Raw genomic sequence first — 23,750 nt, 5'->3', positions numbered from 1 at the left:
ACTCTGTTTAAATTTCAGGAATGTTTTATGTCCAATACAGTGAAAGGAACCGTTAAGTGGTTCGACGAAGCCAAAGGTTTTGGTTTTATTGAGCAGCAGTCTGGCCCGGACGTGTTCGCACACTTCAGCGCTATCGCCAGCACCGGATTCCGCACCCTGACCGAAGGCCAGACCGTTGAGTTCACCGTAACTCAAGGTAATAAGGGCCCGCAGGCTGAAAACATCATAGTGGTTTAACACCTCTACGCATGTGAAAACGGGCCCTTAGGGGCCCGTTTTTGTTTGTGTGCCACTTGAATATCCTGTGGCCATATTCCAGCCGCAACTTAACCCCTACCCCACGCCCTATTCCACCAGCGGCTTTTGCCTCTCTGAATCCTGAAACTGCAACTCCGCCAGCCTTTTGTACAACGGCGAAATTTCTATCAGTTCTGCATGCTTACCCTGCGCGACCAGCTGCCCCTGATCCAGCACGGCGATGCTGTCGGCGTGCAGGATCGTCGCCAGCCGGTGGGCGATGATGATGGTGGTGCGGTTCTTCATTAGCGCCTGCAGCGCCTGCTGCACGTGGTACTCGCTCTCGGCGTCCAGCGCACTGGTGGCTTCATCCAGCAGCAGGATCCTCGGGTCTTTCAGGATCGCGCGGGCAATGGCCAGGCGCTGTTTCTGCCCACCGGAGAGCCGCGTGCCCTGCTCGCCCAGGTGGCTGCTGTAGCCGTCCGGCAACTGCTCGATAAACTCATGCGCATGGGCCGCCCTGGCCGCCGCGATCACCTCCGCATCGCTCGCGTCGGGTCTGCCGTAGCGGATGTTGTACCAGACATCCGCGGTAAACAGCGCCGGCTGCTGCGGTACCACGGCGATCTGCCGGCGCAGGCTGCCGGTATCCAGCGCGCGGATGTCGACGCCGTCCAGCGTGATGCGCCCGCCCTGTGGGTCGTAAAACCGTTGCAGCAACTCCAGCAGCGTCGACTTGCCGGCGCCCGAAGGGCCGACCAGCGCCAGGCTCTTGCCGGCGGTCACATCCAGGCTCAGCCCGCGTATGGCGGGATGATTGGGGCGGGCGGGGTAACTGAATTCCACTGCCTCGAAGGCCACCTGCCCCCGGGACGCGCGGGCGGGCTGCTCGGGCTCGGCAGTCGTGCTGACCGGAATCTCCGACTCGACGTGCAGCAAGTCCATCAGCCGCTCGGTGGCACCGGTGGCGCGCTGCAGCTCGCCGTACACTTCGGAAATCGTCGCCACGGCAGAGCCCATCAAAAAGGCGTAGAACACGAACGCCGCCAGATCGCCGCTGCTCATGCGCCCGGCGATCATGTCGTTGCCGCCCACCCACAGCAGGCCGCCGACAGCGCCGAACATCAGCAGTATCACCACCGCGACCAGCAGCGAGCGCTGGCGTATTCGTCGCTTGGCGACGTTGAACGCGGTTTCCACTTCTTTAGCAAACGCCTGCTGTTCATAGCGCTCGCGGGTGTAACTCTGCACGGTCTTGATGTGCTGGATAATCTCACCGGCGTAGCTGCCCACATCGGCGATGGAGTCCTGGCTGGCCTTGGACAGCTTCCTGACCCGGCGGCCGTAGAGCACGATCGGCAGCAGCACCAGCGGCACGCCGACCAGCACCATCAGGCTCAGCTTGAGGTTGGTGAACAGCAGCAGGATCAGTGCGCCGGCAAACATCAGCGCGCTGCGCAGCGCCATCGAGAAGGAAGTGCCGATGATATGTTGCAGCAGGGTGGTGTCGGTGGTGAGGCGGGACATGATCTCGCCGCTGCGGTTGGTCTCGAAATAGCTCGGGTGCAGGGTGACGATATGGTCGAACACCGCCTTGCGCAGATCGGCCACCACCCGCTCCCCCAGCCAGGACACCAGGTAATGGCGCGCGTAGGTGCCGATTGCCATCAGGCCCGCCAGCACCAGCAGCACCAGCACGGCGTGGGCCAGCGCCTGGCTGGTATCGCCCGTCAGGCCCTGATCGACGAGCAGCCTGACGCCCTGGCCGATGGACAGGGTGATCACCGCGGTAAACACCAGTGCCACAGCCGCGCCCGCCAACACCAGTTTGTAGGGCCGCATAAACTGCCAGAGCGCGACCATCATCTCGCGCGCGCTCATGCTGGCGGCGGTTCTTGCGGGCCGGTCAGCCACCGGAACGCTGGCGGTAGGTTCGAGGGTATTCGACATAAGGCTCTACAGATAGACAGAGGACGTCAGTATACGGGGCCTGCGCAAATTTTTGGCGCACTGCTATTAACGCACTGGACGGCGCGCCAATCGCCACAACGAAAGAAGCAGGTGCAAAGCGTCTGCCCTGCACCTGCGTCTCAATTTGCCCGTGTATTCGTGGGCGCCCACCCGCGACGCAGAATTTACTTGAACATCAACTCCGGATTCACCATCGACTTCATCTCCAGCACATTTCCGTTCGGATCCTCGGTGAAGAGAGCTTCCAGCTCGCACTCGTCGCCGACGAAGCGGCAGTAGGTCTTGTCCGGACACCCCGGGCCTGCAGCCTCGATGAGGCGCTTCAGTGTCCGGAATTCATCGCCCAGCAGGTGGACCCAAGATGCGGCACGGCCGCCGCACCCCTATCGACCGCATAGCGGACATTCGGCAACCGCTCTTCACTTCGATTGCACAAATGGCGCAACAAAAGGGGGCTGGCCAACTTTTTGACACCGATTCGAACTTGTTAACCCCCCTCTAAATTACAATCTGCCTATCACTGAATGGCGTCGTTGAAGCCCGACTTTTTCGCTTAACTCCTTTTTGACGTCTCCCAACATGCTATCCAGAGCGCAAATGGCCGACAGACTTTTTTAGTAGCACTCGACTGCATACGGAGGATGGTTTAACCAATTCGCGCGCGGGCTTACAGCAAGGGTTCATGCCGAGTCTTTACGACTGATCACGCCAACCTACGGCCTACCACCGAATCTGAAAATGGCGCAGGCAAAATGATGTAGGCGCCCGGGGAATTTATCTGCGGAATTTCAGCGGGGAGCATTGTCGCTCCGGATTCTTGCGGGAAGTAAGGCTCAGGCATTGCCCAGTGTAATCAGAAAAATACCCGCTGTAATGCTACTGCCAAGCCGGAAATCGAGCTGATGGAACAACGCGTAAAAAAACTATCTGACTGGATAGGGCGAATCGTCTATGGACTCATAAGTTTAAGCTTATGCCTTATCAGTGTTGCTATGATGGTAGTAGCCATGTGGGGCATCTGGATTTCAATTCACGAAAAGGCTTTGCTTATAAGCGCTCTACTAAACGCCATCGGTTTAATAGTAATTGGCATGGCAGTATTTGATGTTTCCAAATTTTTGCTGGAGTAAGAAGTTCTGAGCAGCAGTCGCGGAAAATCACTCTTGGAGCAACGAGCGACGCTTTTAAAATTTCTGGTGATTATAATTATCGCGGTCAGCCTGGAAGCCTTGGTGTTCGTTTTCGATGCCGCCAAAAAGGATATTCGCAACCTGATTTATCCAACTTTTTTGTTGGTCTCCGCTGGATTGGTGGTTATTGGCCTAGGCCTATATCAAAAATTGACCGCCCAGGAAAACATAAATGGCGAGTCAGACCGGGAAGGTTCAGGGTAAATTCAATTGATCAGAGCAGAATTTTGATATCCATTGAAAATCTGCAGTTCAGGATATAAACCGACCACATGTCAGTAAATTTTTCTGATCATTGTATCGAAACCGACGGATACCAATTTAAAGCGCTGCTTATGAATTCAGCCGAAAAAGAAGAATTGCCAGCGTTGCTCACCGAGATCAATGAAAACGTTCCTGCGGTGAAATTGGTCGTCGCGACGCATGCATCAAACTGCACAAGAAAATCGATCACAACGACTGATCGGCGGCCGGAGCGCGGCTATTGCAGGAAAGCGGCTCTTACAACGATCGAAAGCTCCGAGAACCGCCTCCCTCATCGCTGGCATTCACAGCTCACTTGAACATCAGCTCCGGATTCACCATCGACTTCATCTCCAGCACATTGCCGTTCGGGTCCTCGATGAAGAAGGTCTCCTGTTCGTACTCGCTGCCGACGAAGCGACGATAGGGAATATCCAGGTACTCCAGGCCCGCGGCCTCGATGCGCGCCTTCAGTGCCTGGAACTCGTCGTCCGGCAGGTGGATGCCGAAATGCGGCACGGCCACCTCGCCCATATCCACCTTGTGGCGCACGTTGGGCAGCTGCTCCTCGCTCTGGTGCAGGGTCAGCTCGTTGCCCCAGAAGTCGATATCGACCCAGCGCCCCGGTTCACTGTTGCCCGTTTTACAACCCAGCACTTCGCAATAGAAGGTCATCGCTTTCGTGAGATCCCCGGCGGGGATCGCAAGATGCAGACAATTGGACTTCATGGTGCCTCCAGCAATTCACTATTCTTGAAATAATCCAGTTAATACTAAGATTTTTGCGCAATATTAATCCTCAAAAATCGCGCGTTGACGGCAAGAACCCATCAAAATTTAACGATTCTCCCGACTATTCATTCACTAGAGGAATTACGTGCCAGATCCCGTCGCCCTGAAACGCTCGCTGTCACTGCCGGTGACCAGCTGCTACGGTATTGGCACCATCATCGGCGCCGGCATCTACGTGCTGATCGGCAAGGTGGGTGCATCGGCGGGAGTGTCGCTGCCCTATGCGTTCCTGCTGGCGGGCGTCATTGCCGCGTTTACCGCACTGTCCTACGCGGAACTGTCTTCGCGCTTTCCCCACAGCGCGGGGTCTGCCGCCTATATCCACAATGCGTGGCACAGAGGCTGGCTCGCCCAGCTGGTCGCAGTTCTGGTGGCGATCACCGGCATAGTCTCGGCGGCGACCATCGCCAACGGCTTCGTCGGCTATCTCGAGCTTTTTATTCAGACTCCGGATTACCTCGCCATCGTCATCCTGATTGCGGTACTGACCCTGATCGCACTCTGGGGCATCAACGAATCCGCGCTAACAGTGACACTGGTAACGCTGGTTGAGGTCGGCGGATTGCTGTTTGTGATCTACGTCAGCCGCGAGGCCGCGGCGGTACAGGAATGGCAAGCGGTTTTTGCGGTTCCGCAGCCGGAGGCCTGGAGCGGCCTACTCGTCGGCAGTTTTCTGGCTTTCTATGCCTTTATCGGTTTTGAGGACATGGTCAATATCGCCGAGGAGGTAAAGAACCCGCGCAAGACGCTGCCGCGGGCGATACTGATCGCCATTGCCGTGTCGACATTACTCTATATGATCGTCGCCGCCCTGGCGGTGCGCACCATTCCGGTTCGGGAGCTGGCCGAGAGTGCGGCTCCGCTGGCAACCATGGTCACCAATGCCGGCCACTCCACCGCCTTTATCGGCGTTGTCAGCATGTTTGCCGTGGTGAACGGTGCACTGGTGCAGATCATCATGGCGTCGCGGCTGCTGTACGGAATGGCCAAAAAAGAGATGGCCCCGCGAATTTTTGCCACGGTCAGCGCCAGAACCCGGACTCCGGTTGCGGCCACGCTGCTGGTTGCGGCGATTATTCTGGTGTTCGCGCTGTGGTTGCCGCTCACCGTACTGGCGCAAACCACCGCGTTTATCATGCTGGTGATTTTCTCGCTGGTTAACCTGTCTCTCGTGGCCATCAAGATTCGCGGCGCCAACGCGGATGAGGACGCGGTCAGCTATCCGATATTGTTTCCGGTGGTGGGATTTCTGTTGTGCGTTGCGCTGATTGCCTTCCAGCTATTGGCTTGAGGGCGTGCCGAGGAGCTGGTCGACTGGCGACGCGGAGCCGCCGCGCCATTCCAACCTGTCGGCTACTCGATCATCTTTCGCAGCGAGCGTTCGATCTGGCCGCCGCAGTAGCCCTTGCCATGCTGCTGCCGCTGCCTTTCCAGAAAAGGCCGGATGTGCGGGCGCGCCTCGACGCGCTGGCAGAGGGTTGCGATATGCGGGGCGTTTTCCTGCAGGTCAGTCTGCAGCTCCGGGAAGGAATGGACCAGCGTGCCAAACAGGGCAGCGGTGGCGATATCGGCTACTGAGGGAGTGGCGCCGAGCAGGAAACCCTGGTCACTCTTGAGGCCGTGCTCGAGCCCGGTCTTTTCGAAGATCTTCATCCAGTCCGGCAAGCGACCGTAGCGGAATTCCTCCCAGCTGCCTTTCTCCCACATCACCATGCCGTTGAAGTTGGTGATCTCCATCAGCACGTCGTTGCAGTCCAGGATCGTTTTCAGTGCGATGGTGTGGGTGTCGGCGCGCTTGGGCAGGTAGTCATACTCCCTGCCCAGGTGCATTAGGATAGCGGGCATCTGCGCGAAATAGGTTTTGCTCTTGCACTCGTACAGATAGGGCGGCGCCATGCCGGGGTTCTTGATCTTCAGGCTTCGCTCCGGGTAGATATCGGTGGCATCGTGCCGTTCATACTTGGCTTCGACCTCTTCCAGGAACAGCTGGATGAAATTGCCCCGGAACGGCAGGTCCCAGTAGTAGAGCTTGTAGTCCAACATATTCTCCCTGGAGCGTTATTTAGTGGGAAGACTGGAGACCGGCGCTTGTGCAATTTTGGTCGGATGCAGGCTAATCGTGGTGCTCGGCCATCGCCTCGGCTTTGGTCTTGTGCAGGGTGCCATCCTTGTGTTCGGGCGGACTGTAGACGGTATAGAGTTTCAGATCCCGGGTGGCAGATGTGTTAATGACGTTGTGCCGGACTCCAGCCGGTATCACCACGGCGTCATCCGCCTTAACGCGATGCTCTTTGCCATTGAGGATAACCTTCGCTTCGCCCTCTTCGAAACGAATGAACTGGTCGATACCGGTATGCACCTCTTCCCCGATCTCCTCGCCCGGCTTCAGGGACATGACCACGAGCTGACTGCGGGAACCGGTGAAGAGCACCTCGCGGAAATTGGAGTTCGACACGGTTCTCTCGTCGATATTCACGATGTAGCCGTCTTCACTTTTCATTTCTTCCGCATGCGGATTGAAAGAGGCGGTCATCGCAAGTAAGGCGGTCAGGTACCATTTGTTTGCTGCCATAGTTAACCTCCAACGCCTCCCACGAATGGCGATCCGATTCCAGAAAATTTGCCCATTGCCAACTGGCGGCAAGCGCATGATCCGCTCTGTTCAGCCGCGTCAAAATGAAACTATAGACCGCCTGTGGTGGACGATAGCGAGCGCAGGGGCGCGATTCTTGTCCGGGAGATCAATCTCGCGCCTGCCCCCCCAGACGACCGGCTGCTCTCGAGCCAGCTCGATTACTGCCCGCCCCATAGGAATTTTTTCTCCATATTCGCCACTTTAAAGTTCAAACTTGCGCAACTGCCTGCCAGGTCACGCATTCCTCTACTCAAAAGTGGAAAACGCGCCTCCAATCCGGTAAATTCCGCGCTCATTTTTTGACCATGCCGGCCGGACCTGGCCAGCCGCACCCCGTCGCGACCCCCCGGGAAGCGCCATTTCTGCTGATCGCTGATGCTGAGGTACCCGTGAATCTGCCTAAGTTCCTGCTGTTTTTTACTGCCGGCCTGCTGACAGTCGCCGTCCGCGCCGAGGTACTCTGGCAAGACAACAGCCTGAGCCTGCTGAGCGGTAGCGACTACAAGGTCGATTACAGCCTGGACACGGACGACTCCAGCCGCACCGTGGCCACCTACGAGCACGCCAGCGGCCACAGCTGGGGCGACTTCTTTGTGTTCGCCGATTACCTGACCTCCAGCGCCGGCTCCGACGAGCTGTACACCGAGGTGTCTCCGCGCCTGAGCCTGGGTAAATTGGGCCTGGGCAAGCTGAGCGGCCGCGAGCTGGCCTTCGGGCCGGTCAAGGACGTGCTGCTGGCATCCACGCTGGAATTCGGCAACTTCGACGATCCGGACCACCTGACCGCGACCGGCCCGCATTTCACCAACAAGCTGGCCGGTATCGGCGTTGACCTGGCGGTGCCGGGCTTCTCCTTCGTGCAGGCCAACCTCTACCACCGTATCAACGACGACAGGGCGGATAACGAGCAGCTGACCCTGGTGTGGGGCCTGCCGTTTGCACTGGGCGGTTATGACTTCCTCTACGACGGTTTCATCGACTGGACCAGCGCGTCTGCGGATGCGCACCCGAGCCTAAATTTCACCTCGCAGCTGAAGTGGGATGCGGGCGCCCGGTGGGGTCAGCCGAAGCAGCTGTATGCGGGCATCGAATACGCGCACTGGGATGACAAGTTCGGCATCGAGGACCGCACCTTCGGCATCGACTCGAACGAGCGCAACGTGAACCTGCTGGTGAAATACCACTTCTGATTCCTGCAACCGGGCACGCTTATGACTGATATCAATTCCTCGGTAAACGTCACGGCCGCACCGCAATCGGTTGGGCGCCCCTCGCTGCTGGAGCGCTTCTTCAAGCTGTCGGAGCGCGACACCACGGTGCGCCGGGAAGTGATCGCGGGGGTGACCACTTTCCTGACGATGGCCTATATCATTTTCGTGAACCCGAACATCATGGCCGCGGCCGGGATGGACAAGGGGGCGGTGTTCACGGCGACCTGCCTGGCCGCGGCCATCGGCTGCCTGATCATGGGGCTCTACGCGAATTATCCGTTCGCGCTGGCGCCGGGCATGGGACTGAATGCGTTTTTCAGCTTCGTGGTCGTCGGCGAGATGGGCTACAGCTGGCAGGTGGCGCTGGGGGCGGTGTTTATCTCCGGCGTGGTGTTCCTGCTGCTCAGCATCTTCCGGATACGCGAGTGGATCATCGACTCCATTCCCATGTCGCTGCGCCAGGCGCTGGCGGCGGGCGTGGGCCTGTTCCTCGCCATTATCGCACTGAAGAGCGCGGGCATCGTGGTGGCCAGCCCGGCCACGCTGGTGACCCTCGGCGACCTCACCTCCAGCGACGCCGCACTGGCGGCGCTGGGCTTCTTCCTGATTACGGCGCTGGCCCACCGGCGCATGCTCGGTGCGGTGATGATCGGCATTCTCGCGGTCACCGTGATCGCGCTGCTGATGGGCAAGGTGGAATACGCCGGCCTGGTCGCGGCACCGCCGAGCATGGCGCCGACGTTTATGCAGCTGGATATCGCCGGCGCTTTCGAGGTGGGCATGATCAGCGTGATCTTCGCCTTCCTGTTCGTGGACCTGTTCGACACCGCCGGCACGCTGCTGAGCACCGCCGACCGCGCCAGGCTGCTGGACCAGAAAGGCCAGCTGCCGGGCATGGGCAGGGCGCTGATGGCCGACAGCTCCGCCTCGGCGGTCGGCTCGCTGCTGGGCTCCTCGACCACCACCACCTATGTGGAGAGCACCGCGGGCGTCGCCGCCGGCGGCCGCACCGGCCTAACGGCGGTGGTGTGCGCGGGCCTGTTCCTGCTGGCCCTGTTCTTCTCGCCGCTGGTGGGCATGGTACCCGCCTACGCCACCGCTGGTGCGCTGATGTACGTGGCGGTGCTGATGACTTCCGGCCTGTCGTCCATCGACTGGAATGACATCACCGAGGCCGCACCGGCGGTGGTGGCGGCGGTGATGATGCCGCTGTCTTTCTCCATCGCCAACGGCATCGCACTCGGCTTTATCGCCTATGCCGTGATCAAGACATTGAGCGGCCGCAGCAGGGATGTCAGCATCAGCGTCTACCTGCTGGCGGCGCTGTTTATTGCCAAATTCATCTTCTTCTGAGGACTTCTTCTGATGGGTAGCAATGTGAAAAAGCACTTTGTCAGCGCGCAGCAACTGCTGGCGGATTCCTATGCGCTCGCCGAGCAGGTCTTCCAGAGCGGCTTTCGCCCCAACTATATCGTCGGCGTCTGGCGCGGCGGCGCACCGGTGGGCATCGCGGTGCAGGAACTGCTGCACGTGATGGGCGTGGACGCAGACCATATCGCCATCCGCACCTCGTCTTACAGCGGCATCGGCCAGCGCGACAAGCATGTGCGCGTGCACGGCCTGACCTACCTGATCAAACGCCTGGAGTCCCACGACAACCTGCTGATCGTCGACGACGTGCACGACTCCGGCCTCAGCATCGACCAGACCATCAAGGACCTGCACAAGGCCTGCAAGAAGAACACGCCGCAAATCCGCGTCGCCACGCCCTACTACAAGCCGGCCAACAACAAGACCGAGCGCGAGCCGGATTACTTCCTGCACGTTTCCGACAAGTGGCTGGTGTTCCCGCACGAGATCGACGGCCTGTCGCGCGAGGAAATCCTCGAGTACAAGCCGGAGCTGGCGCCCTACATCGACCGGATCAGGACTGTAGAGCCCGCCGCTGAGCCGGCCTGATCGATTGCGCTTCCGGGGCATCGGCCGATGCCCCGATTATTTCCCTCTTCTCCCAGCGCCCAGCGTACCAGCCTTCCCCGCCTCTAACGCGCCTCACGAGAAAGGCCGGCTCGCAGCCATACCACCGGCGCGCGTGGCCGCGGCTAAGCTACTCAAAAGCAACACCGAAACCGGAGACGCGACATGCCACGTCCTGTCGATTGCCCCGGGACGCGCAATTTCAGGCGGAGAGGAGCACCATGATCACTGAAGCCTATTACCGACAGTACACCAGTGATTTCAATGCCGCCTGCGCCGGTGACGGCACCGGCTTCGAGGCCTTCTACGACAAGTACTACGAGCGCAATGCTACGTTCGAATACATTCCCAATGCGACGAAGAATGCGGGGAAAGAGGTGACGGTATCTTTCTGGAAACATGTGCATGATCTGATGCTGGAAGTAATCCGGGACCACCACACACTGGTGATTGGCAAGAACCAGGTCGCCGTGGAGGCACCCATCGACTTCACCTGCAAGAAGGATCTCGAGTGGGTCGGTGTAAAGCACCGCGCGGGCGACTCGTTCAGGCTGATGATGGCGGCGTTCTACGATGTGAGTGCGAATGATAAATTCGAGTATGTCCGCGTCTATTCAATTTTTCACCCGCACTACCAATTAAAATAATTCTCTCGTCTTTTCACGAAATTGCATTGCCTATCGGAGACTAACGGCGCGTGCAAACTAATCGCAATCTCACTGGCCGTGCGCCGTCCCCAGACAATCCCAAAACGTCTGCACGATCCGCGACGGCTTCGGCGATAGCCGCTGTATCGCGACGAAATCACACTGGTACTGGTATTTCTGCGGACACAGCGGACGTATCTCGCCCTTCTTTAAAAACGCCTCTGCATAGTGGTCCGGCAGATAGCCGATATAGCGCCCGGACTGCAGGCAGTGGACGATCGCCTCCTGGTCGTTGACGGTGATGTCGCGCTCCAGCCCCAGCCTGTTGCCCACTTCCATATTCGGCGAGTGATAGCCGAGGCCGGCGTATTTGCAGCTGCGGATGGCGTCGTCGTCGATGGCGATATCCGCGGTGCCGAACAGCGGGTGGCGGTAGCCGCAGTAGAGGTACATCTGCTCGAAGAACAGGTGCTGGTAGTCGAGGCTCGGCGATGACCGGTGCGCGGGGATCACCCCCAGCTGGAAGCGGCCCTCCATCACGCCGCGCTCGATCTCGTTGATCGGCTCGATATGGATATCCAGGCTCACCTCCGGCGCCAGGTCGTCGAAACGGCGCAGCGCCTCGCCGATATGGGCGGCCGGGTTGGTGACCATCTTGTCGAACAGGGCGATGGCGATATGGCCGGTCATGCGCCTGTGCACATCGGCCACCTCGCCGCGGAAAGTGTCCAGTGAGGCCAATAGGCGCAGTGTCGCCTGGTAGATCTGCCGGCCCTCGCGGGTCAGCGCGAAACCGCCGCGGCCGCGCTGGCACAGCGTCACGCCCAGGCGCACCTCCAGGTCCTTGATATGGCGGCTGATGGTGGAGCGCCCCACGTTCAGCTCCAGCTCCGCGGCGGAGAAGCCGCCCGCCTCCGCCACTGCGCGGAAGACGCGCAGCAGGCGCAGGTCGATATCGCTCAGCTGGCCCAGCAGGGCGGCCTGTTTGCGTCCCATATACCTATCTCTGGTTCAGTTCGTTTGTCCGCTGCCGGAATCGCAGTCCGCCCTGGATCCCGGGTCGAGCCCGGCATGGCGAGTCCGAATAGAAAGTTTCAGGTATATGAAACCAAACATCGATAAATTGCAATTTATGAAACTTAAAGAGTGACCCAGAATTCTCGTCAATCCCTACCAATCCGAGCCGGAGAATAACAATGAGTGACAAGTTTGCCGGGCTGACCCAGGCGCAGCTGGACGCCCACTGGATGGCGTATACGGGCAACCGCCAGTTCAAGAAGGACCCGCGCATCATCACCGGCGCCGAGGGCTGCTATTACACCAGCGCCGACGGCCGCCGTATCTTCGACGGCCTGTCTGGCCTGTGGACCTGCGGTGCGGGCCACAACCGCACCGAGATCGCCGAGGCGGTGCACAGGCAGCTCACGACCCTCGACTATTCCCCGGCCTTCCAGTTCGGCCACCCCAAGGCGTTCGAGCTGGCGGAGCGCATCACCCAGTTCATGCCAGAGGGCCTGAACCGCGTCTTCTTTACCGGCTCCGGCTCCGAGTCCGCCGAGACCTCGCTGAAGATCGCCCGCGCCTACTGGCGCAAGAAGGGCATGCCGTCCAAGACCAAGCTGATCGGCCGCGCCAAGGGCTATCACGGGGTGAACTTCGGCGGTATCAGCGTCGGCGGCATCGGCGCCAACCGCGCCCTCTACGGCACCGCCGTGGACGCCGACCACCTGGCGCACACGGTGCTGCCGGAGAACCGCTTCAGCAAGGGCATGCCGGAGGAGGGCGCGCACCTGGCGGACGAACTGCTGGAACTGGTGGCCCTGCACGACGCCTCCAATATCGCCGCGGTGATCGTCGAGCCGATGGCCGGCTCCGCCGGGGTGCTGCCGCCACCGGTGGGCTACCTGCAGCGCCTCAGAGAAATCTGTGACCAGCACAACATACTGCTGATCTTCGACGAGGTGATCACCGCCTTCGGCCGCATGGGCGCCGCCACCGGTGCCGAGGCCTTCGGCGTGACGCCGGACATCCTCAATACCGCCAAGCAGCTGACCAACGGCGCCGTGCCGATGGGCGCGGTGATCGCCAAGCAGGAGATCTACGACACCTTTATGGAACAGGGCGGCTACGACTACCTGCTGGAACTGCCGCACGGCTATACCTACTCCGCGCACCCGGTGGCCTGCGCCGCGGCACTGGCCTCGCTGGATATCCTCGAGCGCGAGAACCTGTTCGACCGCGCCGGCGAGCTGGCCACGGTACTGGAAGAGCGCGTGCACCAGTTGAAGGGCACCCCGCTGGTCACCGATATCCGCAACTGCGGCGTGGCCGCCGGCCTCACCATCGAGGCGGCACCGGGCGAGCCGCTGCTGCGCCCCTATCAGATTGCGATGAAGATGTGGGACAAGGGCTTCTACGTGCGCTACGGTGGCGACACCATCCAGCTCGGCATGCCGTTCGTGGCGCAGCCGGAGGAGATAGATACCCTGGTTAGCGCGCTCGGCGACGCAATTACGGAAGTCGCCGCCAGCTAAAACCCCACTGCCGTCATCCCGGCGCAGGCCGGGATCCAGACCAGCGGAGCCGGGAGATCCTGTGGATCCTGGATGCCGGGTCAGGCCCGGCATGACGAGAAAATAATTAGAGATTCAGATAGAGAGGAATAACCATGAGGATTGTGGGCCACTACATCAACGGCCGGGTCAGCGAGGCCGCCGAGCGCACCCAGGACGTGTTCAACCCGGCCACAGGACAGGTCACCAAGCAGGTCGCCATCGCCGCCAAGGAAACCGTCGAGGAGGCCATAGCCGCGGCTCAGGCCGCCTTCCCGGCGTGGCGCAACACGCCGCCGGCCAAGCGCGCCAGGATCATGTTCCGCTTCAAGCAGCTGCTGGAGGAAAACGCCGAGCAGATCTGCGCGATGATCGGCGAGGAGCACGGCAAGATATCCCACGACGCCATGGGTGAACTGACCCGTGGTATCGAGAACGTCGACTTCGCCTGCTGCGGCCCGCAGCTGTTGAAGGGCGAGCACAGCCGCAACGTGGGCCCGGGCATCGATTCCTGGAGCGAGATGCAGCCGCTGGGCGTGGTGGCCGGTATCACGCCGTTCAACTTCCCGGCCATGGTGCCGCTGTGGATGTTCCCGCTGGCCATCCTGTGCGGCAACACCTTCGTGCTGAAGCCGTCCGAGCGCGACCCGTCCGTGGGCCTGTACCTGGCGCAGCTGATGCAGGAGGCCGGCCTGCCGGACGGCGTGCTGAACGTGGTCAACGGCGACAAGATGGCCGTGGATACCCTGCTGACCGACGCGCGCGTGCAGGCGGTGAGCTTCGTCGGCTCCACCCCCATCGCCGAGTACGTCTATGCCACTGCGTCCGCCCACGGCAAGCGCTGCCAGGCTTTGGGCGGTGCCAAGAACCACGCGATCATCATGCCCGACGCCGACATGGACAATGCCGTGGCCGCGCTGACCGGCGCCGCCTTCGGTTCCTCCGGCGAGCGCTGCATGGCGCTGTCAGTAGCCGTCTGTGTCGGCGACGCGGCCGCCGATACGTTTATCGAGAAGATGAGCGGCGAAATGCAGAAGCTGAAAGTGGGCGCTTACACCGACAGCAGCAACGACTTCGGCCCGCTGATCACCGAGGCGCACAGGAACAAGGTAAACGGCTATATCGCCAGCGCCGCCGAGCAGGGCGCGACCATCGTCGTCGACGGCCGCAACCCGCAAGTGCAGGGCTACGAGAACGGCTTCTTCGTCGGCGGTACCCTGATCGACAACGTGAAACCCGGCATGACCTGCTACGAGGAGGAGATCTTCGGCCCGGTGCTGCTGGTGGTGCGCGCCGAAAGCATGGAAGCCGCCATGCGGATGATCAACGAGCACGAGTACGGCAACGGCACCTGCATCTTCACCCGCGACGGCGAGGCGGCGCGCTACTTCAGCGACAACATCCTGGTCGGCATGGTCGGCATCAACGTGCCGCTGCCGGTGCCGGTGGCCTACCACAGCTTCGGCGGCTGGAAGCGCTCCCTGTTCGGCTGCCTGTCCGCCTACGGCCCGGACGGCGTGCGCTTCTACACCAATCGCAAGACCATCACCCAGCGCTGGCCCTCCAGCGGCGTGCGCGAGGGCGCCCAGTTCTCCTTCCCGAGCAACTGACCCACCCCGACTTAGTGACCAGCCTGGGACTCCGCGTCCCGGGCGTCCCACAAGATCCCGAGATTTTCTACGGCGAAAGACACCCGCAAAAGTAGATAATCCCGCAATTCACAGCTTATCCACAGAATCGACTGGCGCGCGGTGAGGCGCACCATTAGTGCGACGAAACGCCCGCCAAGCAGGGACCACCGTGGTATAAGGATCGACTGTTTTTGCAGCAATGCAGTCTCGAAAACAATCGATGTAACGGGGTACCCCATGATCAAGACCGGAAAACTGACCGCGCCCAAGTTCGCGGCCACCCTGCTGTGCAGTGCCATACTGGCGGCCTGCAGCCAGGAGCCCGATAACCAGCAGGCAGTCGACACCAGCGCCGCACCGGCAGCCGTGACCCGCGCCGACGCGCCCGGGCTGTCCGAGCGCTACGCCAAGCTGCGCAAGCAGCAGATAGCACAGGTCGACTACGAACTTTCGGTCACGCTCGACAAGAGCGGCGGCAGCTTTTCCGGCCAGGCGATCGCGCATACCAGATTCAACGGTCAGCTCGGGCAGCCGCTGACCATCGACTTTGCCGGCGGCACCGTGGATGCGGTCAGCGTCGACGGCCAGGCAGTGCCGTTCGCATACGACGGCCACTTCATCACCATCGCGCCGGAGTTGCTGCCGGGCAGCGAGCACGCGATCGCAGTGAACTATAAGCACCCCTATTCCACCGACGGCTCCGGTCTGCACCGCTTCGAGGATCCGGAAGACGGCCGGATCTATATGTACACGGACTTCGAGCCCTACGATGCCAACCGCCTGTTCCCGCACTTCGACCAGCCGAACCTGAAGGCGCACTACACGCTGAATGTGACCGCGCCGAAAGACTGGACCGTGGTCAGCTCGGTGCGCGAGAGCAAGATCGAGCAGGACGGCGAGGTGAAGCACTGGCAGTTCCCGCAGTCGAAGAAATTCTCCTCCTACATCTTCTCCCTGCACGCCGGCCCCTTCCACATCTGGGAAGACGATGCCGACGGTATCCCGCTGCGCCTGATGGCGCGCCAGAGCCTGGCCCAGTATGTGAAGCCGCAGGACTGGTTCACCTTCACCAGGCAGTCGTTCGAGTTCTTCCAGAAATACTTCGAGATCGACTACCCGTTCGTGAAGTACGACCAGCTGATCGTGCCCGACTTCAACGCCGGTGCCATGGAGAACGTCGCCGCGGTAACCTTCCGCGAGGGCTTTGTATCCCGCGGCGAGAAAACCCAGGCCGAGCGCATGCGCCTGGCCAACGTGATCGCCCACGAAATGGCGCACATGTGGTTCGGCGACCTGGTGACCATGAACTGGTGGGACGACCTGTGGCTGAACGAGAGCTTCGCCACCTATATGGCCAACCTGGCCCTGGCCGAGAACAGCGAGTTCAAGAACACCTGGGAAAACTTCTACCTGGGCACGAAACAGTGGGCCTACCACTCCGACCAGCTGCCCACCACCCACGCGATCCAGCTGCCGGTGAAGAACACCGACGAGGCCTTCGCCAACTTCGACGGCATCACCTACGGCAAGGGCGGTTCCATCCTGAAGCAGCTGCCCTACTACCTGGGCAGGGAAGAATTCCGCAAGGGTGTCAGCAACTACCTGAAGGACTTGTCCTACCAGAACTCCACCCTGGACGATTTTATGGGTCACCTGGGCAAGGCCGCGGGCAAGGACCTGGACCAGTGGCAGCAGCAGTGGCTGTACCAGGCCGGCCTGAACACCATCGAGGCCAGCTTCCAGTGTGAAAAGGGCGAGGTCACCAGCCTGACCCTGGCCCAGTCGGCGCCGGAGGAGTACCCCACCCTGCGCGAGCAGCGCACCCAGATCGGCTTCTACAACATGGCCAACGGCAGCATGGTGCTAAGCAAGGCCATCCCGGTGCTGTACCGCGGCGCCCAGACCAATGTGGCCGAGGCCGTCGGCCAGCCCTGCCCGCAGATCGTCTACCCGAACGAGGGCGACTGGGCCTTCGCCAAGGTGAACCTGGATGCGGTATCCGTCGAGAATATGGCCAAGCATATCAACGACATCGAGCAGCCGTTCACCCGGCTGATGCTGTGGCAGAGCCTCTATGACAGCGTCTACGACGCCAAGCTGCCGCTGGATGAGTACGTGAGCTTCGTGCTGACCAATGCCGGTGAAGAGCGCGATATCAACGTGGTACGCCTGGTGTCCAAACACCTGGGCTACGCCTACGGCTACCTGCACCAGGTGGATATCGACGCGGCCCGCCGCGACGAGCTGCAGCTGGCGATCGAGAACTTCGTCTGGCAGCAGCTGCAGCAGGCCGAGGCCGGCAGCGACGCGCAGAAGACCTGGTTCGACACCTTTACCGGTGTGGCCCACTCCGACGCGGCGCTGGCCAATGCCAAGCAGCTGCTGCGCGGCGAGCTGGACATCGACGGCCTGACCCTGGATCCGGACATGCGCTGGAGCCTGATCGCGCTGCAGAACGAATACCTGTACGACGATTACGAGCAGGCGATCCAGCGCGAACTGGCCAAGGACAACTCCGACCGCTCGCAGCTGAACGCCATCGCCGCGGAAGCCATCCGCCCGCTGGCAGAGAGCAAGGCCAAGTGGCTGGAGAACATCCTCGCGCACCGCGACAACTTCAAACTGAGCCAGCTGAAGGCGGCCGCCTACACCATGTTCCCGCCGCAGCAGGGCGACCAGTTTGAGGCCAACGTGGAGCGCATAGTCGCCGCCCTCGACGACGTCAACGCCAGCGATTCGCCGGAGTTTGTCGGCACCTATGCAAAACTCTTCCCGCTGAATTGCAGCGAGCAGGGCGTACAGGCGCTGAGCAAAATCCTCGACAGCGGCAAGCCGCTGAATCCGCTGCTGGAGAAAGGCCTGAAGAACCGCCGCCAGGAAAACCAGCGCTGCCTGAATATGGCGGCGCTGCTGAGTGGCAGCAACAAGGGCTGAGCGCATCGACACCCCGGGCCTGACCCGGGGCCCGGTGCCTCGGCACCTGGATCCCGGCCTGCGCCGGGATGACGACAACCCCAATAATTTAGAGGCCCCGCGGGGCCTTTTTTATTACCAACCGTAATTATCGGCCGGCTCCCGCTTTTCCGATCCGTATTTGTCGATGCTATAAACAATTATTGAGCATCGGAATTCACGCTGCCGGGCTGCCGCGCCTGCATCTGGAGGCTGACATGCGGTTTTCACGACCCTTGGTCACGGCGCTTCTGTGCGGCGCTCTGTTGAGCGGCTGCGGCGAGAAGACGCCACCGTCAGAGAAGGCCGTCGAACCAACAAGCACGGCTGCTGCGAAAATCAATGCTACCCCGCTCGTAACGCGCCCCGATGCCCCCGGGCTCACCGCCAATTACGCCGCCCTGCGCAAGCAGCAGATCGCGAATGTGGATTACCGGATTTCCGTGGACCTGGACGGCGAGTCGGACACCTTCAGCGGCCGCGTGGTCGCGGAGACAGATATCGCCAGGCCGCTGCGCAACCCGCTCACGGTCGACTTCACCGGTGGCGAAGTGAAATCGGTCAGCGTCAACGGCAAGGAAATTCCGTTCGAGTACAACGGCTACTTCATCACCATCGCGCCGCAGCACCTGCCGCAGGGCCGGAACAACATCGCCATCGCTTACACGCACCCCTATTCCACGGACGGCTCCGGCTTGCACCGCTTCAAGGATCCGCAGGACGGCAATGTCTACCTCTACACTCATTTCGAGCCCTACAAGGCCAATCGCTTCGCGCCGCTGTTCGACCAGCCGAACCTGAAGGCCAGCTATACGATCGACGTGAAGGCGCCGGCGGACTGGCAGGTCGTGACCACCTCGCGCGAGGACCGCATCGAGGAGCTGGCGGACGGGCGCAAGCACTGGCACTTCCCCGCCACCAAGAAATTTTCCACCTACATATTGCCGCTGCACGCGGGCCCCTTCGTGGTTTGGGAGAGCAAGGCCGGCAATATTCCGCTGCGCCTGATGGCGCGCAGGACACTGGCGCCGAACGTGAAGCCGCAGGACTGGTTTACCTTTACCCAGCAGTCTTTCGATTTCTTCCAGAAGTACTTCGGCATCGAGTATCCGTTCCGCAAGTACGACCAGCTGATCGTGCCGGACTTCACCATCGGCGCCATGGAAAACGTCGCCGCGGTCACCTTTAACGAGGCCTATGTCTCCCGCGGGGAGAAAACCCAGGCCGAGCGGCAAAAACTCGCCAATGTGATTGCCCACGAGATGGCGCACATGTGGTTTGGCGATCTGGTGACGATGGACTGGTGGAACGGCCTGTGGCTGAAGGAGAGCTTCGCCACCTATATGGCCTCGCTCGCTCTGGCCACCAACAGCGAATTCGAAGACGTGTGGGAGAACTTCTATCTGCGCTCAAAGCAGTCCGCCTACCAGGCGGACCAGCTGGCCACCACCCATCCCATCGAAGTGCCGGTACCCAATACCGCCGAGGCATTTTCCAATTTCGACAGCATTACCTACGGCAAGGGCGGCTCGGTACTGAAGCAACTGCCGCACCTCCTCGGCAAGGAGGCTTTCCGCCAAGGCGTGAGCAGCTACCTGGAAGAATTCTCCTATGGCAACGCCGAACTGAAAGACTTTATGGACCACCTGGGCAAGGCCGCAAACCAGGACCTGAGTCGGTGGACCCACAACTGGCTGTACAAGCCCGGCGTGAATACCATTGCCGCCGGCTATCAGTGCTGGGACGACAAGATTACCGTATTGCTGATCAACCAGAGCGCGCCGAAGGAATACCCGGTGCGGCGCCGGCAGAAAGTCCAGCTCGGCATCTATCGACTGCAGGACGGGGTCATGGCGCGCGTCGCGGCCGTGCCGGTCATTTACAGCGGCGCCAAGACCGATGTAAAGGAAGCGCGGGGGCAACCCTGCCCGCAGATCCTGACTCTGAACGACGAGGACTGGGGCTATGTAAGAACCAGCCTCGACAACAGATCCATCGCCCAGGTTTCCCAGCACATCAATGCCATCGAGAGCTCCTTCACGCGCCTGATGCTGTGGCAGAGCCTGTTCGACAGCGTGACCGACGGGAAGATGCCGCTGTCCGAGTGGATCGACTTCGCGCTGAACAATGCCGGCGCCGAGAGCGATATCAACGTAATTCGCCTGATCGCCAGCCATCTGGAAGCTGCCAGCGCCTACGCGCACCGCTTTGACATCGCGGAGCCGTTGCGCCGGGAACGACTCGAGGCAATCGAAAACTTTGTCTGGGCCAAGATCAACACCAGCCCCGCCGGCAGCGATGCGCAGAAAGTCTGGTTTGAGACCTTCACCCAGCTCGCCCACACGGATCAAGGCCTGGGCAACGCCGCACAATTACTGTCCGGAGAGCTCGCCATCGACGGTCTATCGATCGACCAGGACATTCGCTGGCAACTGATCGTCCTGTTGAACCGCCACCTGCACGGCGACTATGCAAAGCTGGTTAAGGACGAACTGCAACGGGACAACTCCGATCGCGCACAGAACTACGCGATCAGCGCCCGCGCGATCCGCCCGGTCGCGCAAGAAAAAAGAGCGTGGCTGGACAACATCCTCAACAAGCGCGACCAGTACAAACTGAGCCAGATCCGCGCCGCCGCCGCTGCGCTCTTCCCCGCGGAGCAGCTGAACTTGTACCGCGACATGAGCACGCAACTGTTCGGCGCCGTGCCACAGGTCAGCGACACCAAAGATACCTTGTACAACAAGGCCTATGCGATGCTGTTCCCGATCGTTTGCAGCAAGGCGGACATCAGCCAGTATGCCGAAGCGCTGAAACAGAATAGAGACCTGATGCCGGCACTGGGGCGAGTGTTGCAGGACCGCAGGCAGCAGAGTGAGTGGTGTATGGCGATGGAGAAGTCGCAGAGGAGAGGAAGTACCGACTAATATTCGGATTCGCCATGATGCCCCGTCGCAATTCCGATAAGGCTCCAACGGGTCTTATACATATCCGCCTTTAAAGCGAATTACATCTTATGACAAGGCATCGCAGCATCTAAATGAACGTGATATAAGTCGGCTCGGCAGCATTTTGCTGTCGAATATCAATAACATTAAAAAGGATTTTCCGTGAAAAAAATTACCTCCATATCGTTAGCTTCTGCGTTAGCTCTGTCAGGGTGTTCTGGAGTCGTGAGCACCCCATCCTCATCCGAGACTAACATGCCAGGCCTTACTTACTATCTGCCGGCGAAGGCCGCCAAGGTCAGCGTAACAGTAAGTACAGTGGATGAAAAGAAGGACAAAAACGGCAAAGTTATCCAAGCGGAAGGAACCCGCATCAGCAACATCGAAATCAGCACGACAGAAGCCTATCCAGATCTGGACCAGCGCTATGTACTTAATTACGAAAACAACCCTTTTGCCAAGAACACCTTCAATTTCGGCGTCTCCAGGTCCGGACTGTTGACTTCAGGCAATACCAAGAGCGATGTGCAACTGTCAGAGACACTGAATGCACTCGCCGGCAGCCTGGGAGCAGCAGGCACAATCAAGGGAACTAAGAGCTGGAACCAGAGACGAAATTATTGCGACTCACCGCGAATCTACACTTACATAATTGCCGATACGGCCAGCTCACCGGACAGCAAAATTTGTGGTTACTTTGACTATTCTTTGATGCCATTAAATGATTTCATAACTCGACTTAATGGCAACGACGGTAATCTTTTCGGTGAAAACCCGAGCGAACTCAATGCCGCCGGATTTAAAGGCGCTGATCAAAGTGTATCGGCGAAATCACGGAACGGAGTCTATTACCGCCAAGAGCAACCCTATATATTCACGCTTTACGAGGGTGACAAGAGGGTGGAATCAGTGATTCTGAGTCTCCCTTCCAATGAGGTACATTTCCTGCCACTCGCCAAGACGACATTTTCGGACAATGAGGCCAGCTTTGCCTTTGAAGACGGCATACTGACCGGATTCAACCAGACCACTGAGGGCGAGGCGCTAGCCATCGTCAAGCTGCCAGCCGAAATCCTGGACTCCTACTTCTCGGCCATAGGATCCGTGCTCGACGGACTCAAGGAAAATGCGGACAAGGAAAAATCCCTTGTCGAGGCGACCGAACAACTGGACAACAACCTTGCCAGGCAGAACGCGCAGCTGGCTCTACTGAACAAGACCCGGGAACTGGAGAAATCTGAAGCCTGCCTGGAGGCCTTCCGAGCGGAGGACAAGGATAGGCTTGAGGCTCTCGGCTGCAATTGATATGGAACTGTGATTTGAGCCTTGCCCGCGCCGCGCATTCAACTGCATTTCTGCTATCGCGGTGACGGGTGCGGCCTATCATCCAGAAACACCACACTGTTACTGAAGTCTGAGTCGCACCCACTCAAGGAGGCGCTTTGTCACTAAAGACAATCACAAAATTTGCCGCCCTGCTGCAGGCTGTCGCCTGGAGTGCGGCCTGCCTTGCTGCCGAACCAACCAATCCCCCATCGTCGGACGACGGCTGGCCAACGGTTTCCACCGCCGGGGCGGGGCTGTCCGGCGAGCGGTTGCTACAGATGGACAGCGCCATCCGCAACGGCGATTTCGGCAGCATCACCAGCGTGCTGGTGGCGCGCAGTGGGCGCCTCGCCTTCGAGGGCTATTTTTCCGGGGATGCGGCCACCCTGCGCAACACCCGCTCCGCCACCAAGACGGTGGCCGGCATGCTGGTGGGGCTGGCTATAGACGAGGGCCGGATCTCCGGTGCCAGTGCGAAGGTATTGGCCTATCTGCAGCAGCGGCCACAGCTTTATCTGGACCCGCGCAAGGCGGAGATCACTTTTGCCGACCTGATGACCATGAGCTCTGTGCTCGAATGCAACGACTGGAATTCCTTTTCCAGCGGCAACGAGGAACGCATGTATCTGCGCGAGGACTGGCTGCAGTTTGCCCTGGACCTGCCCATTCGCGGCACGCCGCCCTGGGAGCCCAAAGCAGAGCAGCGCCCCTACGGCCGCGCTTTCAGTTACTGCACCGCGGGTGTCTATATGCTCGGGCGGGCGCTCGCCGGCGCGGTGGCTATGCCGCTGGAGGATTTCGCCCGCGACAAGCTGTTCGCACCCCTGGGCATTGCCGGCGCCAAATGGCAGCGCTCCCCCACCGGCGAAGTGCAGACCGGTGGCGGCCTGGAACTGCGCAGCCGCGACCTGCTGAAGCTGGCACAACTCTATGCCGATGGCGGCAGCTGGTCGGGAAAACGCCTGCTCTCAGAGCGCTGGGTGCGCGACTCGGTGCAAGCGCGCGTGCAGTTCGAGGGTTCGAACGGCAGAGTCTACGAGTACGGCTTTCTATGGTGGCTGCAGCCGTTTGAGATCGGCGATCAGCAAATACCCACTTTCCATATGTCCGGTGCCGGCGGCAATATCGTGCTGGTCGCACCGACGCTGGATCTGGTGGCGACCATCACCAGCGAGAATTTCCGCCGCGGCGATGCCCACGAACTGACTCGCAGCCTGATAAGCGATTACATACTGCCGGCAGCGCTTTGACCGGCGGGTTGATCGGGTCAGCGTTACCAGACACGAAGCCCGCGCTGGCAGTCGCGACGCCGCGCGATACTGCGCAATGCGGCGCAATACTGGCAATGTCGTAAAAGTATCGCCGCCCACCCCCGCCTCAATGGAAAGCGCCTAGTCTTAAGGAAACTGCCTGCTGTGCCGCAGGCCGCCCTTGCTGT

General features: G+C 60.3%; 20 protein-coding genes. 15 read left to right on the top strand and 5 right to left on the bottom strand.

The genetic code is table 11. From position 1 onward, the window contains the following. The first annotated feature begins 27 nt into the window (after positions 1-27). Positions 28-237 carry a cold-shock protein gene (locus tag RRF64_RS14335; protein WP_323846576.1) on the top strand — a complete coding sequence of 70 codons (210 nt, stop codon included), beginning with the start codon at positions 28-30 and terminating at the stop codon, positions 235-237. 108 nt (positions 238-345) lie between these two features. Here RRF64_RS14335 and RRF64_RS14330 read toward each other — a convergent pair whose 3' ends face one another. Further along, complete coding sequence (locus RRF64_RS14330) at positions 346-2,187, bottom strand: ABC transporter transmembrane domain-containing protein (protein ID WP_422732630.1); 1,842 nt, start codon at positions 2,185-2,187, stop codon at positions 346-348. Positions 2,188-3,110: 923 nt separating this feature from the next. Between RRF64_RS14330 and RRF64_RS14325 the strand changes: the two genes are divergently transcribed. The 3 genes from RRF64_RS14325 (at position 3,111) to RRF64_RS14315 (ending at position 3,961) form a co-directional block, all read left to right on the top strand. Further along, a complete protein-coding gene (locus RRF64_RS14325) occupies positions 3,111-3,338 on the top strand; it encodes a hypothetical protein (protein WP_323846575.1) in 228 nt (75 codons plus the stop codon). 33 nt (positions 3,339-3,371) lie between these two features. Beyond that, complete coding sequence (locus RRF64_RS14320; protein WP_323846574.1) at positions 3,372-3,602, top strand: hypothetical protein; 231 nt, start codon at positions 3,372-3,374, stop codon at positions 3,600-3,602. A gap of 68 nt (positions 3,603-3,670) precedes the next feature. Beyond that, positions 3,671-3,961 carry a hypothetical protein gene (locus RRF64_RS14315; RefSeq protein ID WP_323846573.1) on the top strand — a complete coding sequence of 97 codons (291 nt, stop codon included), beginning with the start codon at positions 3,671-3,673 and terminating at the stop codon, positions 3,959-3,961. Here RRF64_RS14315 and RRF64_RS14310 read toward each other — a convergent pair. After that, positions 3,954-4,370 carry a VOC family protein gene (locus RRF64_RS14310; RefSeq protein ID WP_323846572.1) on the bottom strand — a complete coding sequence of 139 codons (417 nt, stop codon included), beginning with the start codon at positions 4,368-4,370 and terminating at the stop codon, positions 3,954-3,956. The genes RRF64_RS14315 and RRF64_RS14310 overlap by 8 nt on opposite strands. 148 nt (positions 4,371-4,518) lie before the next feature. Between RRF64_RS14310 and RRF64_RS14305 the strand changes: the two genes are divergently transcribed. Continuing rightward, positions 4,519-5,724, top strand: a complete 1,206-nt coding sequence (locus RRF64_RS14305) for an APC family permease (RefSeq protein WP_323846571.1) — start codon at positions 4,519-4,521, stop codon at positions 5,722-5,724. 62 nt (positions 5,725-5,786) lie between these two features. Here RRF64_RS14305 and RRF64_RS14300 read toward each other — a convergent pair whose 3' ends face one another. Together RRF64_RS14300 and RRF64_RS14295 are read right to left on the bottom strand one after the other, a co-directional pair. Next, the gene (locus RRF64_RS14300; RefSeq protein WP_323846570.1) at positions 5,787-6,476 is read right to left on the bottom strand and encodes a glutathione S-transferase; all 690 of its coding nucleotides are present in this window, start codon (positions 6,474-6,476) and stop codon (positions 5,787-5,789) included. Between the two features lie 70 nt (positions 6,477-6,546). Further along, positions 6,547-7,005 carry a cupin domain-containing protein gene (locus RRF64_RS14295; protein WP_323846569.1) on the bottom strand — a complete coding sequence of 153 codons (459 nt, stop codon included), beginning with the start codon at positions 7,003-7,005 and terminating at the stop codon, positions 6,547-6,549. A 452-nt stretch (positions 7,006-7,457) separates the two neighbouring features. Here RRF64_RS14295 and RRF64_RS14290 point away from each other — a divergent pair, with 452 nt between their 5' ends. The 4 genes from RRF64_RS14290 (at position 7,458) to RRF64_RS14275 (ending at position 10,903) form a co-directional block, all read left to right on the top strand. Continuing rightward, entirely contained in the window at positions 7,458-8,258 is an 801-nt protein-coding gene (locus RRF64_RS14290) for an outer membrane protein OmpK (protein WP_323846568.1), read from the top strand. A 21-nt stretch (positions 8,259-8,279) separates the two neighbouring features. Beyond that, positions 8,280-9,632, top strand: a complete 1,353-nt coding sequence (locus RRF64_RS14285) for an NCS2 family permease (RefSeq protein WP_323846567.1) — start codon at positions 8,280-8,282, stop codon at positions 9,630-9,632. A 24-nt stretch (positions 9,633-9,656) separates the two neighbouring features. Then, the gene (locus tag RRF64_RS14280; protein ID WP_323846703.1) at positions 9,657-10,238 is read left to right on the top strand and encodes a phosphoribosyltransferase; all 582 of its coding nucleotides are present in this window, start codon (positions 9,657-9,659) and stop codon (positions 10,236-10,238) included. A gap of 239 nt (positions 10,239-10,477) precedes the next feature. Beyond that, entirely contained in the window at positions 10,478-10,903 is a 426-nt protein-coding gene (locus RRF64_RS14275) for a hypothetical protein (RefSeq protein ID WP_323846566.1), read from the top strand. Positions 10,904-10,972: 69 nt separating this feature from the next. Here RRF64_RS14275 and RRF64_RS14270 read toward each other — a convergent pair whose 3' ends face one another. Further along, positions 10,973-11,899 carry a LysR family transcriptional regulator gene (locus tag RRF64_RS14270; RefSeq protein ID WP_323846565.1) on the bottom strand — a complete coding sequence of 309 codons (927 nt, stop codon included), beginning with the start codon at positions 11,897-11,899 and terminating at the stop codon, positions 10,973-10,975. Between the two features lie 200 nt (positions 11,900-12,099). On the opposite strand from RRF64_RS14270, the gene aptA reads away from it, so the two are divergent. The 6 genes from aptA (at position 12,100) to RRF64_RS14240 (ending at position 23,562) form a co-directional block, all read left to right on the top strand. Continuing rightward, complete coding sequence (gene aptA, locus RRF64_RS14265; protein WP_323846564.1) at positions 12,100-13,437, top strand: omega-aminotransferase AptA; 1,338 nt, start codon at positions 12,100-12,102, stop codon at positions 13,435-13,437. A gap of 134 nt (positions 13,438-13,571) precedes the next feature. After that, positions 13,572-15,065 (top strand): CoA-acylating methylmalonate-semialdehyde dehydrogenase, encoded by a 1,494-nt coding sequence (locus tag RRF64_RS14260; protein WP_323846563.1) that lies wholly within the window; start codon positions 13,572-13,574, stop codon positions 15,063-15,065. A gap of 258 nt (positions 15,066-15,323) precedes the next feature. Then, positions 15,324-18,020 carry an aminopeptidase N gene (gene pepN, locus RRF64_RS14255; protein ID WP_323846562.1) on the top strand — a complete coding sequence of 899 codons (2,697 nt, stop codon included), beginning with the start codon at positions 15,324-15,326 and terminating at the stop codon, positions 18,018-18,020. Positions 18,021-18,256: 236 nt separating this feature from the next. Continuing rightward, on the top strand, positions 18,257-20,965 hold the full coding sequence (pepN, locus tag RRF64_RS14250; protein WP_323846561.1) for an aminopeptidase N: 2,709 nt from the start codon (positions 18,257-18,259) through the stop codon (positions 20,963-20,965). A gap of 276 nt (positions 20,966-21,241) precedes the next feature. Next, positions 21,242-22,291 (top strand): hypothetical protein, encoded by a 1,050-nt coding sequence (locus tag RRF64_RS14245; protein ID WP_323846560.1) that lies wholly within the window; start codon positions 21,242-21,244, stop codon positions 22,289-22,291. Between the two features lie 137 nt (positions 22,292-22,428). Beyond that, positions 22,429-23,562 (top strand): serine hydrolase domain-containing protein, encoded by a 1,134-nt coding sequence (locus RRF64_RS14240; RefSeq protein ID WP_323846559.1) that lies wholly within the window; start codon positions 22,429-22,431, stop codon positions 23,560-23,562. The last annotated feature ends 188 nt before the right edge of the window (positions 23,563-23,750 follow it).

It is taken from the genome of Microbulbifer magnicolonia (assembly GCF_035117725.1).
Taxonomy (GTDB): Bacteria; Pseudomonadota; Gammaproteobacteria; order Pseudomonadales; family Cellvibrionaceae; genus Microbulbifer; species Microbulbifer magnicolonia.
The sequence above is the reverse complement of the archived record's forward strand: the minus strand, read 5'-3'. Positions and strand labels throughout refer to the sequence as shown.